Annotated in this window: 14 protein-coding genes; 8 read left to right on the top strand and 6 right to left on the bottom strand. The window is 50.9% G+C overall.

Annotated features, from left to right (window positions below; genetic code table 11):
- Positions 1-31: 31 nt before the first annotated feature.
- The 6 genes from purQ to ACZA91_RS18610 all read left to right on the top strand — a co-directional run bounded on the left by purQ (position 32) and on the right by ACZA91_RS18610 (position 3687).
- Entirely contained in the window at positions 32-703 is a 672-nt protein-coding gene (purQ, locus tag ACZA91_RS18635; protein WP_463184018.1) for a phosphoribosylformylglycinamidine synthase subunit PurQ, read from the top strand.
- A gap of 26 nt (positions 704-729) precedes the next feature.
- The gene (locus tag ACZA91_RS18630) at positions 730-1269 is read left to right on the top strand and encodes a DUF192 domain-containing protein (protein ID WP_463184016.1); all 540 of its coding nucleotides are present in this window, start codon (positions 730-732) and stop codon (positions 1267-1269) included.
- Between the two features lie 311 nt (positions 1270-1580).
- Positions 1581-2117: a DUF6232 family protein gene (locus ACZA91_RS18625; protein WP_463184015.1), complete on the top strand. Its 537-nt coding sequence runs from the start codon at positions 1581-1583 to the stop codon at positions 2115-2117.
- A gap of 52 nt (positions 2118-2169) precedes the next feature.
- The gene (locus ACZA91_RS18620) at positions 2170-2520 is read left to right on the top strand and encodes a hypothetical protein (protein WP_463184013.1); all 351 of its coding nucleotides are present in this window, start codon (positions 2170-2172) and stop codon (positions 2518-2520) included.
- A gap of 224 nt (positions 2521-2744) precedes the next feature.
- Positions 2745-3056 (top strand): nucleotidyltransferase family protein, encoded by a 312-nt coding sequence (locus ACZA91_RS18615; protein WP_463184012.1) that lies wholly within the window; start codon positions 2745-2747, stop codon positions 3054-3056.
- Positions 3057-3096: 40 nt separating this feature from the next.
- Positions 3097-3687 (top strand): Uma2 family endonuclease, encoded by a 591-nt coding sequence (locus ACZA91_RS18610; protein ID WP_463184011.1) that lies wholly within the window; start codon positions 3097-3099, stop codon positions 3685-3687.
- A 74-nt stretch (positions 3688-3761) separates the two neighbouring features.
- On the opposite strand, the gene ACZA91_RS18605 is transcribed toward ACZA91_RS18610, so the two are convergent.
- From ACZA91_RS18605 to ACZA91_RS18590, 4 genes are all read right to left on the bottom strand, one after another.
- A complete protein-coding gene (locus ACZA91_RS18605; RefSeq protein WP_463184009.1) occupies positions 3762-4493 on the bottom strand; it encodes a hypothetical protein in 732 nt (243 codons plus the stop codon).
- A gap of 80 nt (positions 4494-4573) precedes the next feature.
- Positions 4574-6280 (bottom strand): hypothetical protein, encoded by a 1707-nt coding sequence (locus tag ACZA91_RS18600; RefSeq protein ID WP_463184008.1) that lies wholly within the window; start codon positions 6278-6280, stop codon positions 4574-4576.
- Positions 6277-7257, bottom strand: coding sequence for an ABC transporter ATP-binding protein (locus ACZA91_RS18595; RefSeq protein ID WP_370567771.1), 981 nt, complete (start codon positions 7255-7257; stop codon positions 6277-6279). The genes ACZA91_RS18600 and ACZA91_RS18595 overlap by 4 nt, the downstream gene beginning before the upstream one ends.
- A 366-nt stretch (positions 7258-7623) precedes the next feature.
- Positions 7624-8271 (bottom strand): cob(I)yrinic acid a,c-diamide adenosyltransferase, encoded by a 648-nt coding sequence (locus tag ACZA91_RS18590; protein ID WP_099533185.1) that lies wholly within the window; start codon positions 8269-8271, stop codon positions 7624-7626.
- Between the two features lie 201 nt (positions 8272-8472).
- Here ACZA91_RS18590 and blaOXA point away from each other — a divergent pair, with 201 nt between their 5' ends.
- Positions 8473-9453 carry a class D beta-lactamase gene (blaOXA, locus tag ACZA91_RS18585; RefSeq protein ID WP_463184006.1) on the top strand — a complete coding sequence of 327 codons (981 nt, stop codon included), beginning with the start codon at positions 8473-8475 and terminating at the stop codon, positions 9451-9453.
- A gap of 249 nt (positions 9454-9702) precedes the next feature.
- Positions 9703-11661 (top strand): hypothetical protein, encoded by a 1959-nt coding sequence (locus ACZA91_RS18580; RefSeq protein WP_463184003.1) that lies wholly within the window; start codon positions 9703-9705, stop codon positions 11659-11661.
- Between the two features lie 13 nt (positions 11662-11674).
- Here the strand turns inward: ACZA91_RS18580 and ACZA91_RS18575 are convergent, their stop codons facing one another.
- The gene (locus tag ACZA91_RS18575; protein WP_463184001.1) at positions 11675-12832 is read right to left on the bottom strand and encodes an FAD-dependent oxidoreductase; all 1158 of its coding nucleotides are present in this window, start codon (positions 12830-12832) and stop codon (positions 11675-11677) included.
- A 207-nt stretch (positions 12833-13039) separates the two neighbouring features.
- Positions 13040-13276: a 50S ribosomal protein L28 gene (rpmB, locus tag ACZA91_RS18570; RefSeq protein ID WP_099533188.1), complete on the bottom strand. Its 237-nt coding sequence runs from the start codon at positions 13274-13276 to the stop codon at positions 13040-13042.
- Positions 13277-13488 lie beyond the last annotated feature (212 nt).

Genomic DNA, 13488 nt, shown 5'->3' with positions numbered 1-13488 from the left:
AGGAGCGCAAGTCGCGGGTTTGCTCCAGTCCATGAAAGTTGGCGTTATCGTTTTTCCGGGTTCCAATTGTGATCGGGATATGCAGTGGGTGTTTCAGGGGCTATTGGGCCTGCCCACGCGCATGGTTTGGCACCAAGACAGCGACCTGAGCGATCTTGATGCAATTGTGATTCCCGGCGGCTTCAGCTATGGCGACTACCTGCGTTGCGGGGCGATCGCCCGGTTCTCGCCGGCCATGCGATCGGTGATTGAAGCGGCGGAGCAGGGCAAGCCGGTGCTGGGGGTTTGCAATGGGTTCCAAATCCTGACGGAGGCGGGGCTGCTGCCGGGCGCACTGATCCGCAATGAGAATTTGCACTTTGTGTGCGATCGGGTGCCGGTGAAGGTGGAACGCAGCGCCCGCCTGTGGACGGAAGGCTACGCGGCGGGGCAAGTGCTGAACCTGCCGATCGCCCATGGGGAGGGTCGCTACTACGCCGATCCGGACACCCTGAAGCAAATCGAAGACAATGGCCAAGTGCTGTTCCGCTACGCAGGGCGAAATCCCAACGGCTCTTGGAACCAGATCGCGGGCATCTGCAACGATCGGGGCAATGTGTTGGGGATGATGCCCCACCCGGAACGGGCGGCCGATGCGGCGTTGGGCAGTACGGACGGGTTGGCACTGTTCCAAACCATGACGGCAGCGTTAGTGAGTGTCTAGGACGCTCAAGGATTGGCTCTGAATCTATGACCCTGCGATCGCCCGATCAACCGGATTTGCCGGATCTATTTGTTGCAGTGGCTCACAAAATAACTCGATCGCTCCTGGTGTTGGGGGCGATCGGCTTGATGGCCTGTGCGCCTTTGGAGGCGAGCACACCGGAGCCGGGCGGGCAGCAGTTGCCGATTCAAGCGCGCACCCTGATTGGGACTCAGGAAATTTTGCTGGAGGTGGCCCGCACGCCGGAGCAACAGGAAATTGGCCTGATGTTTCGGCGCGATTTGCCGCCCGATCGGGGGATGTTGTTTCCCTTTGAGCAATCGCGGATGGCGCGGTTTTGGATGAAAAACACGCTGATTCCGTTGGATATGGTCTTTTTACGGGAGGGGCGCGTGGTGGCGATCGAGGCGAATGTGCCGCCATGCCGTGAAGATCCCTGTCCGAGTTACGGCCCAAGTTTGTGGGTGGATGCGGTGTTGGAGTTACCAGCGGGGCGATCGGCTCAGTTAGGTCTCAAAGTGGGCGATCGGCTCACCATCACCCCGGCTCCACCCGCCAAACCCTAGTCAGTATTAGTTTTCCAATACATGATTGTCCTCTCTCACATGGTGCTCAGATTCGTCGAGTGATGAGGCACTGCGATCATTGCAATATCGAATCATGGATTATTGGTCTTCGTGTGATCGCTCTTTCACTTTACTTCAGATTTTTAAGAAAAAGTCTATTAAATTTAGGGTGCTTCCAAGAAGTTAGTTTAATTAACGCTCCTTAATGGCTATTTGATTCAGTTACTTTTGTTAATTTTTATAAAAGAATTCTTTTTCACAGAAATATTCCTGTATTTTTGATCTCGTAGTTTTACCAAGTCGTAGCGGTCATGGCCCTTCTAAGTCTTTTCACTAATGAAAATGTCCGATTGGAAAGCAAAGGCGTAATAACTGTCACAAGAAAAACAGTAAGATTTTCAAGAACAGTATATCAAACCCATAATATTTCTGAAATAAGTGAAGGTTATGTGAGTATAGGACTTGTTCCATGGGGACTCCTAGTGATGGTCTCGATAACTGGTCTTGTAATTGGAATTTTAGGGCTTTTTATTTATCAAGCTGATCAAAATTCCATAGGAAGTCTAGTGATGCTAGTTGGTTATGGTCTTGTTGCATTGGGTTCGGCAGGATTTGTTTGGAATTTGGTAGACCCTAAGTACTATGGGCTTTTAATTACGCTTAATTCAGGTGACAAGAGGTTATTTGTAACACAGGATATGAAAGGACTAAAACAAGTCATTTTAACGATTTATGAATTTATTGAAACAGATAGTGGCGCAGTCTACCAAATTTCAATCAAAAATAGTCAAGTCAGTGGCAACTTCATTCAGGGTAGTGCTCAAAATGTCTCATTTAATACAGACTAATGATGAACTACTAAATGGTGATTGTTGTAATTTTCATTCTTAGCGTGTAAAGATGCAACACAAATCTGTCAATGTTAACAACAGCGAATTTTCTGGAAACATTATCCAAGGTAATGTTACTGGAAATGTTGTAGCTCAAGCCAACCAATCTGAGCAAAAGCAGACCCTTGCACAAGCAGCAGCAGAAATCCAGCAGCTTCTAAAACAGTTAGAGCAGACTAATCCAACTGCAACTGATAGCGAGAAGATCAATCACGTCAACGACGAAACAACACCCAGCTTCAAGCGCCGCGTAGTTAGCGCCTTACAAGCGGGTGGCGAGACTGCCATCGATGAATTTTTGGACAATCCCTACTTCAGCGTTGCTAAAGCAACTGTTAAAGGGTGGCTGAAACCCGAGTAGTATCAATTGCCAGCCGTCTCGGTTGATAAAAGAAGCAAGGCAGCCAAACTGCATAGCCCAACCAGTCCTCACGCTGAATACAGATACCGATCATCCATGAATCGGTATCTGTTTGTTGATCCATAGCCCAATAGCGATCAGATTCATTAAATGATAGGTTACGGGTAGGCAGTGCCCGCCCCACTACTATCTCTGACTAGATTGATAATTCAGTTTCGCTGACAATGAAACTCAAGAATATTGAGATTTCGGTGAATCAAATTTCGCGGATTTGTCAACGGTGGCATATTTCCAAGCTGTCACTGTTTGGTTCAGTACTGCGTGATGACTTCACCCCAGCCAGCGACGTTGATGTTTTAGTCGAGTTTGAACCTGGCTTCACCCCAGGATTTCTAAAACTCCATCAACTCCAAGAAGAACTATCCGCTTGCTTAGACAACCGGTCAATTGATTTAGTCACCTTCAAATCGCTAAATCCCAGAATTCGCGACCATATTCTAGAAGCTGCCGAAACCTGCTACGTTTCAGAAAAATGATGACTACTGAACTTTTTACTTAACTCATAAGAGGCAAATCATGATCGCTGCTAGAGAAAATCATCACGCCTTTACACCAGAAGAATACTTTCTTTGGGAAGAAAAACAACTAGAAAAACATGAGCTAATTGACGGCCAAGTCTATGCCATGGGTGGTGGCAGCGTTAACCATGGTCGCATTGCCATTCGGTTAACTGGTTTGTTTGATGCTCATTTGGGCGATCGCAACTGCATCACGGGTAACTCTGACGTTCGGGTAAATATCCTAGGAACCAACGATTACACCTACCCCGATGCCAGCGTCAGTTGTGACGATCGCGACAAAACCACCAGCCAATACATCACCTATCCTTGCCTCATTGTTGAAGTGCTGTCCGAGAGTACCGAAGCCTACGATCGCGGTCAAAAATTCCGCCGCTATCGCCAAAATCCCATGCTGATTGACTATCTCTTGGTCAGCTCCACCAGCATCGCCGTAGACTTGTACCAAAAAAATGAGGCCGGCGATTGGCTGATTTTCAACTATCAAGCCGGTGACACGATCGCCCTGAAAAGCATTGATTTGCACTTCCCGATCGAGCAGATCTATCGCGGCCTCAACCTAACCCCAGCCGCCGACTCTCAAGAATGAGTCAGGAAGCTGACTGATTCAGCCAGATCAAGGCTATTTTCTGCGGCTCCGACAGCGGAATGAACTGCCCACCCTCAACCACATTGCCAAAAGAACCAACCTTCGGGTTTGTCAGCACCAAATCGCAGAAAAATATAGCCAATGCCGCCATCACCAAAGTTCGGCCCCTCGCAAATCCAAGTATTGTCTGCTTCATCCCAAAAAATATCGACTGGACTAGTGGGCTGCTCTAAAAATTGGTATGAATCACTGAGTTGACCCACAAAAACCCAGCCTTCCCCAGGGCCCTCACTCGGGCTTTGCAACCATGCCGGAACGCTACCTAACTTGGTCACACAATCAACGCTGTCGGTGGCAGCATCGGGCAAGTCCCAATATTGATCATCATCAAAAAATGCTGGTTTTTGATTCTTGGTCACCGCATCTTTTTTGGGAATCCAGGTCGTAATTCGGGCTTCTAGCTCTAGCGGCGGTGAGTCGGCCGGCATGGGCACAAGCCGATCGGACAATACTTCCGGATCCAGAATTAGACAGGCGTTGGCTCCTGATCCCCCTTCCCAGGTGGGGCATGTGCCCGGGTCGTGATTGCACTGAAAAACGAGCAGCACACGACCCGATCGCCCCAAATCTAGTCGCTTTGGATGGTGAACCAGTTGTGCCAAAAGGGACTGACTTTTTCCACAGTGACTACAGATTGGATACTGCTCTGGCGGTAGGCCCCAAGGGAGTCCCCCCAGCTTATCTTCTAACTGATTTTGAGGCGGTAGATCGGCACTGAGCTTGAGGTTCGGTACAAAATATTTCATGGTTTGACTTGAGTGAAAAAATGGATGAAACCCGCTTGAGTTGTTGATGAATCATGCGGGTATGAATTCCTATTAAATTCCTAGACTTGGGGGCGATCGTCCTGAATCAACGCCGCCGACTCCGATCGACCCAACCGATCGAGCTGGTTCAGGGCCACATAACTGATCCCCACGGCCGCCACACCGTTAATCGCAAAGGCCACTCCCGCCATGCTCAGGGAAAGCGGATCAGAAACAATCCCCATCAGCATCGGAGCCACAGGGGTCATTAGCCAAACCCAGTCCCAAGCATTCGTCCACCCGATCGCATCGCGCGATCGCATCATCAGACCCAACAAGAGCGAACCAACGATCGCCGCCCCCACCAATCCCGCGGCCCAGGCGACCGGTCGGCGCACCTGCCACAGCAAGGCCCATTGGGCCAGCGCTCCATAGAGCAGCATCAAACCCGTGGTGCAGCCGATCGCCACCAACACCAACAGGCCTTGGGTGGAACTATTGAAACAAAAGGCCAGGGCCCAAGGCGACCAAAGGGCGATCGTCAACCCACCATTCACCAGCAAGGCCAACAGGGGCGGGCTGTTTTCTCCCCAAAGCCAGTCATCGATCGCCCGTTGGCTCGATCGCGCGTCTCGGGTTCTTTGAAAATGGCGATAGCGGGCCCAATCCAACAGGGTTTGGCGCGTCGGCAACAGCAACACAACCCAAGCGAACATTTGGATCAGCCAAAAGAAGCCCACCACCGCCCAGCCTTGGAAGTGGTTGGCATTCCAGGGCATAAAGAAGCCCATGGCCAACAGGTTGAACCCGATCGTCAGCCAATAGCTTCGCACTTTGGTGATGAAGGTGTTGGCGGGGTTCTGAAAACGCCGAATCACAGCTTGCCAAAAGGTCAGCGCCACCCCCGCACACCCCGCGATCGCGATGGCGGCGCAAAGCTGCGGCTGGAGGATTAAATCTTGACCAAACCAGAACCAGGAAGGGGATACGGGGGTGTCCATTGTGCCTCGGATCATCACCCCTCGGGCGATCGTCAGGGCGGGGGCAAACAGGAAGAGGCCCAGAATGCCAAAGGCCCAGCTTGATATGGCCTGTTTGCTGTCGCTGACGCTGGCATAAAACAGCCCCAACAGATAAAGCGCACCCAGAAAAGCCACCGCCACCCCATCCACCAGCAACAGGCCACCGAGGCCAAGGCCCGCTTGCAGGCCGGCGAGGGTCTGGAGGGGCAAGGCCAGCAGCACCGCCCAATGGATCAGGGCCGGCGCACCTAAGAGTTTTCCCCACAGGATCCGGTGGCTGGGTTCCGGGGTCATGCGAATGAAGTCGAGGGTTCCCTGTTTGCTTTCCTCAAGCCAGTTGGTGATCAGGGCTTGCGTGCCACCCAGCACTAACAGGCCCACCAAAATTGAAGACAGCCAAAAGAACAAGTCCAACCACCACAGGGGCCAATTCACCGCAAAGGTTGAGGACGACAGCAATTCACAAGCTCGCAGTTCTTCATCGGCCTGGCCGGTGCAATAAAACCGCAGGATGCCTTCGGTTTCGGTGGAAACGGTGGCGGTTTCAACGGCGATCCTTTGCCAGCTCATCCAAAAGGCTGCTTGGGCAATCAGGGAACTGAGGGTGGCTAAGGTCAAGTTGCGCGAGGTGCAGTTGCCTTTCAGTTCTCGCAGCAGTTGGGGATTCCAGTTTCCGAGCCGATCGAGCCAGCGATCGAGCTGAGTTTTGAGCGATCGTTGGCTGGTTTGCAAGCGATTCAGCCAGCTTGAGGGGCGGGGGTTCATGAGGCTTGTTGGTGTCCCAGTTTCAAGAAAATTTGCTCCAGGCTTTCTCGATCGCGCCGGAATTCCACAATCGGAATTTGGGCCCGCACCATTTCCCCGAGCAGGTCGGCACAGTCGGTTTCATCACCCTGAAAGTCCACAGTAATGCGGCCGGTGGTGGGATGACATTCCCAGGCGATCGCCCTGGGGTCGGTTCTCAGGATCGTTTGCAAATCATTGAGCCGATCGAGGGCTGTGATCACCAGGGTGTGACGGGCAAATTGGGCGTAAAGGGCTTCCAGAGGTGCGCTGGCCACCAACCGCCCCAGTTCCATCACCCCGATCGCGGTGCAAAGTTCCGCCAAGTCGCTGAGCACATGGGACGAAATCAGCACGGTCATGCCAGCCCCTTGCAGAATCCGCATCAGGTTGCGAAATTCCAAACGGGCGATCGGGTCAAGGCCGGAAACGGGTTCATCCAACAGGAGCAAAATCGGCTCGTGAATGATAGTGCGAGCTAGGCTCAACCGTTGTTTCATGCCGCGCGAAAGGGTGGCGATCGGGCTATCGCGCTTCGGCAACAGTTGCACCAAATCCAGCACCTCATAAAGCCGCTGCCGCAAGTGCGATCGCCGCAGGCCATAGAGCCGCCCAAAATAGTCTAAATAATCCCAAACGGTCAGATCTTCATAGACCGGGAAATCGTCCGGTAAAAAGCCAATTCGCTGTTTCAGTTTTGCCCGCCGACTGCGCCGATTGGGATCTTCACCGCTGAGGGATTCACCAGTTAAATATTCACCATCAATCAAAATTTTTCCAAGGGTTGGTTCCTCCACGGCTGCCAACATCCGAATCAGGGTGGTTTTGCCTGCTCCGTTGGGGCCAATTAGCCCATAGACTTCCCCAGGGGAAATTTTCAGATCCACCTGATTAACGGCCAGCTTGCGATCGAACTGTTTACTTAAACCACGGGTTTCAATTGCCCAGTTCATGGCCAGGTTCTCGATTGGGGTGTCTTGCCTGGGGTGTCCGCCTGATTGATGCGATGGCGAAGGGGCATGGTGAAGGGTCAAGCATTCAGCGGCAACGTTCAGCAACCTTCAGCCTCTTCCGAACTTACCCAATTTCACTGCTATCGATCGCAGATTGGCTATTCAATCCCCTAAGGCAGGCAACCGGATCGCTTGAAACAGTTTCCCGATCAGCGGGGGCCAAAGGCACGGTTCGCAAACGGCTGGGAATCTTCAGAGTTCGTTGTCTTTTGAGTTAAGAAATATCAAGCAAGATTGCAATCACCCCGGATTCGTAACCTATGATGAATGCAGGGCGCAGGATTGCGCCCTGAGGTTTTTCAAAACTCAATCCTAAAACTCAATACCCTGCTGGGCAGGAATTCCCTGGGCGATCGGGTGTTTGATGCGGTTCATTTCAGTCACCAAATCCGCCATTTCAATTAACCCCTGAGGAGCATAGCGACCCGTGCTCGCCACGTGGCAATGGGGCGGCCGGTTTTGAATTCCCGCTTGCACCGGTTCCAGGGCCAGTTGCTGATGCTTGAGGGCAATGTGCAACTCATCAAGTACCACAAGGGAAATTTGCGGATCTTGGATATAGATCAGGGCCTGTTCCCAGGCAGCCGCCGCCATGGCCCGATCACGATCGGGATCCTGGGTTTCCCAGGTGAACCCGCCGCCCATGGTGTGCATTTGCACCGGAAATCCCAAGTTTTGCAACCGGGTGAGCAACAGGCGATCGCCATCGGGAAACGCCTCGTTATTTTTCACAAATTGCACCACCGCCACGGGTAAATCATGGGCTAAATGGCGATAGACCAGGTTCATGGCGCTGCTGGTTTTGCCTTTGCCCAACCCGGTGAATAGCAAATATAATCCCCGTTCATTTCCAGCTCGATTGTCGCGGGCTGCATCCTTGGCGGCCTTAATTTTTTGCAGGCGATCGGGCTTTTCCGCTGGCGTTGTCTCAGGTTCTAAACTGGGGTGATGATCACTCATGGTTAATTGAGATCTTTTGGTACTTCATTCACTTTCAAATTTTAATCCTGAAACCATCTTTGATCAGGCTTCAGGGGGATCAAATTGGTGGTATGCTGAGGCGGCCAACCCAGTTCGAGTCATCTGATCAAGGTTTAGGTCAATTTAGATCAATCTTGAATTTTGATTAATTATAAAATCATGAGAAAAATTGAAAAAATCATGAAAGATTGCCAATTTAATCATCAAAAATTCAATCATCCAGAAAAAAGTAAGCAAAAGAACCGATTGAATTCTAAAATTGGTGATCGATTCTTGATCGTGATTAGTTCACTTGTGGGTTTCTGCTGTTTGAGTTTTTCCTTGCCTGGTTTAGCAACAACCAATGAACAACTAGTTAACCCGTCGGTGACCGATCAAAGATTCCTACCAAAACTATTGATCCCAAAATCTCAACCACAACCTGTGATTGAGCGGCGAGTGGTTCCTGAATTCGGTCAACATTTTCAAGATCTCAAAGTTGAAGGCTCCATTATTATTTACGATCCCCAGAAAAATCAAATTTATGAACATAACCCAAAGCGCAACCAAACGCCGTTTTCTCCTGCTTCCACTTTTAAGATTTTGAATTCGCTGATTTCCCTCGATGCCCAAGTGATTCCCGATCAGGATGTGCGGTTCACTTGGGATGGCATTCAGCGCCCCTTTCCCGGCTGGAACCAAGATTTGAACATGCGCGAGGCCTTCAAGGTTTCAGCCGTCTGGTTCTACCAAATTTTGGCTCGGCGTATCGGCTATGAACGCATGAAAGCTGGGGTAATTGGGGCAAATTACGGCGATCGCAACATTGGCGATCCTGCGAATATTGATCAATTTTGGCTATCGGGCCCGCTCAAAATCACGCCCGAAGAACAAATTCAGTTTCTTCAGCGTCTTTATTTGAACCAGTTGCCTTTTTCTGAACGCTCGATCGCGATCGTGAAAGAGATCATGATCACGGATCAAACGGCGCAATATACCGTCAGAGCGAAAACGGGCTGGGCCATGAGCGCAAACCCCCAAATTGGCTGGTATGTGGGCTATTTAGAGCAAAATCAGCAGGTCTATTTCTTTGCCACAAACTTGGAACTTCCGGAGCCGGCCCAAGCAACTGCTCGCAAGGAAATTACCTACCGCTGCCTCAAAACTTTGGGACTGCTGTAGCCCTGGCGTTCAATTGCAAATAAATTCCTGCAAGTAAATTACAGAATCCTAAGGTTGACAAAATTGGATCGATAGATTTCTTCCTAATTTTGTGCTTGGGAGCTTTGATTCTCGTCCTGTTAGTCTTGCTGAGCTAGGTTCTCTGAAAATTCAGTAGAATCATATTACTTATCCATTGACGATCGGTTACCAAGCAACTGGCGATCGATCAATTGACAAGCTATCAAAAAATCAATTTGGGTTGATGCCGTGAGCAATTCCGTAAACCATTCCCAAGGGCGGAACTGGCGCGATCGCCTCATACAAATTTGTTTTGATCGATCGGGGCGATCGCCCTGGCCCTTGTTGTGGAGTCTCGCGATCGCGGCGCTCTATGGTGGCCTGTCTCTGCATCAAGGATTCAGCGGTGAATTTGTGGTTCAAGATGACGCTCGCCAGCATGTGTTTTGGATGCAGCGATTTTTAAATCCTAGCCTTTTTCACAATGATCTGATTGCCGATTATTTTGAATCGATCGCCCCGATCGGCTACACAAAACTCTATCAACTGGCCGCTTTTTTCCAAATCAATCCCCTAATTTTTAATAAACTCCTACCGCCCATTCTTGGACTGATCATCACTTTCTTTACCTATCGGGTCACTTTTGCTATTTTCCCAGTTCCGGTAGCCGGTTTTCTAGCAACCGTCTTGCTCAACCAAAGTCTTTGGCTAAAAGATGACCTGGTTTCTGGTACGTCGCGTGCTTTTGCCTTTCCACTCTTTTTAGCAGTTTTGGATGGATTAGCTCGCAAGTCGCCTCAACTGTTGTGGAGTTCCATTGCCCTTCAGGGGTTAATTTGTCCAACCTATGCCTTGGTTTCCGGTGGTTTAATCTCGCTGAAACTTGCTTGGGTGGGCTATCAAAAGCTGGAACGCGCCTGGTTGTCAGCCGCTTGGACAATTCGCAATCCTTCAGACTTGAAAGTGGCAGAAGACTTGGCATTACAGAAATCAGATCTAGTTTTGGCAATTCAAAGCCGCCTCATTGATGTGGAACGCCAACAACTATTCTTATATATTGGTGCTTTGGGCAGCTTGTTTTTAGTATTGCTACCGGTACTCTTTTTGGGGCAAGATTTCGGGCCGGTGGTTTCTGAAAAAATTGCCCGCACCATGCCGGAATTTCTGGATGGAGGACGCACAAATATTTTTGATCGTGATTGGATTGATTACTGGTTTTTTGGTCGTGGCACTAATCTCATTCCTCGATCGCTCCTTACGCCAGTCACTTTAATTTTTGGCTTTGCTTTACCTCTTTTTCAACTTTCCCTTTCGCAGCTCAAAGGTATTCAAGCGCGATTTCCCCTCGGTCACCGAATTACGCCGGAGGTTAACAATTTATGGCAACTGGGCTTGGCTTCGATCGGGTGGTTTTTGTTGGCCCATGGATTGCTATTTCGGCTCCACTTGCCCAGTCGCTACACGGGGCACAGCTTCCGAATCATAATCGCGATCGCGGCGGCCATTAGCCTTGTGATTGTTTGGGAAGCTCTCCAGCGCTGGGCTGGGCGATCGATTCCAAACTTTGATTCCTCTGCGGTTTATTCCTTGCCCCCGCTTTTCAATGCCCCAATTGCGCAAGCCATTCGACCAAAACCGAAATCCCTTCGTTGGAAAGTCTATCTTTCCAGAAGCTTCAGCATGATTTTAATTGTGCTGGTGTTGGGATATCCGCTGTTAGTTTCCACTTTTCCAGCAAATAGTTATCAAACGGGTCGTGCCGTCAAGCTCTATCAATTCCTTCAGGGGCAACCAACGGATATCAAAATTGCTTCCCTGAGCAGCATTGGGGACGATATTCCCACCTTTGCCGGACGTTCAATCCTCACGGGCAAAGAATATGCCGTGCCCTACCACTTGGGATATTACCGTCTGTTTCGGGAACGAATTTTACGAACCATTGAAGCCCAATACAGCACCCATGCCCAATCTGTGAAATTCTTTCTGGCCCGATATCACATTTCATTTTGGCTGATCGATCGAGCCGCTTTTTCAGAAAATTACCTCAAAGATTCTTGGCTAGAGCAATATCCAGAGGCCAGTGAACCAGCGCTGCAAACCCTGAGGCAGGGACAAACACCCCTCGTGCAATCCCTCATGAATAGTTGCGCCGTGTTGCAAGATCAAACCTGGGTGTTGTTAGATGCGCAATGTTTACGGGATAGCTAAGAAAATACTGCCTTTAAAGCTGCTGAAATTGCCGCATGAATTTCCGATCAATATAGTCTTTCCAAACCCAAGCCCAAGCTCCCGTAAAAGCCCAACGGCCACGGGTAGCGATCGCCTGGCCATTGGCTAAGTTAATAAGGCTGAGAAATTGCTTCTGGGCTTTGAAGGGTTTCAGCGGCTGGCCCAAAATGGCTGCTCGCAAGTTGTTAGCCAGGGGGCGGCCTTGACGCACCGCAAACACGCCGGCCTTGGGGCGTGGCTGTTCCACCATTGTCGCCACATCTCCCGCCGCAAAGACCTGGGGATGGGAGCAGGATTGCAGATAGCGATTAACCGCAATGAATCCCTGGGGATCCGTGGCGAGGCCGGTGGCCGCCAACCAAGGGGCTGCTGCGGCTTGGGTGGCCCACAGCACCCGATCGCCCCAAAACAGTTGCCCCGAGGCGGCCCGCAACTGGGTATCTGTGCCTATGAGGGTGGCGTGGGTGATGGTTTCACTCAAAACCAGCTCAATTCCCTGGGTTTGTAGCACCTGGGCCACCCGATCGCCCACTGCCGGGGCCAAATGGGGCAGGAGTTTTGCCTCTCGCTGAATCAAAGTAATCGACAGGCGATCGCCCACCAGGGGTTGCAAACGTCGCTGGGCCGCCAAGGCCAGCTCAACCCCACCCGCGCCGCCCCCCACCACCACCAACCGCAGCGGCCTGGATCCCCATTGGGGCAAGGCCGACAATAGCGCATCCCAGTTGGCCAACAGGGCTTGGATCGGCTTCGCGGCAATAATCGATCGCCCCAGCAGAGGTTGAACACCCGGGGGAACCAGGGGCGTGCTGCCCAAATTAACCGAGAGCCAGCGAAATCCAACCGTTTCCCCGCTGGCTAGTTGCACTTGTCGATCGCCCAAATTCAACCCCACAGCGCGATCGACCCGCAACGCCACCCCCGCCCGATCGCACAGGGCCCGCAAATCAATAAAACAATCTTCCCGGCCATAAACCCCCGCCACGTGGCCGGGAACCATGCCCGAGTAAGGTGCTTGGGGTGCTTCGCTGATCAGGGTCACCGAGTCGATCGCGCCGCTGGGCAGGGGGTTTTGGATCAACCGTCGCAGGGCGATCGCGTGGCTGTGGCCGCCCCCCAACAAAACCAAGGATCGGGCTGACTGTGGCAACTTTCAAAATCCCCAAATTGGCTAAATTTCCTAGATTTTCTAGATTCCACAATGAAAAATAAAAGATAAGAAATAAAAGAATAAAAGATAAAAAACCCCACCCAACAAAAGCTGCCACATAGGACAAATTGGGCGGGATTAATTAAACAGCTCAGTGCTTAATTTTCAGTGCTGAATTTTTGTATGGGATTAGCACTTAATTCAGAATTAGCACTTATTCAAATCAATGCCAGCTTCCTTAGCAAATGCTTGCAGACCCTTGGTGTTCAGGGTTTTCAGAGCTTTGGTCGAAAGACGCAACCGCACCCAACGATTACCTTGGGGCCACCAAATTCGCTTCCATTGCAGATTAACTTCTTGGAGCTTTTTGGTGCGGCGGTGCGAGTGGGAAATGGCGTAGGCGTTGTTCGCCTTTTTGCCGGTCAGTTGGCAAACACGGGACATGACGTTCTCCAAGCAGGACGAAAAGGTAAAACTTAGCGGTTGTGTTGATCCCGGCCCATCAAGCGATCAGGATAAGATTCACCACAACTCCAACCCAAAAGATGCCTCTCCAGGCAATAGCCCATTGGCAGCATCGGCCATGGCGGTCGGCTTAGGCGGGCGATCCTTCAGCGGGCGATCGATGACCGATTGAGAGCGCGATTGATCAGTAT

The organism is Limnothrix sp. CMB-01 (assembly GCF_055193175.1).
This window is presented reverse-complemented; position numbering and strand designations above follow the sequence as displayed.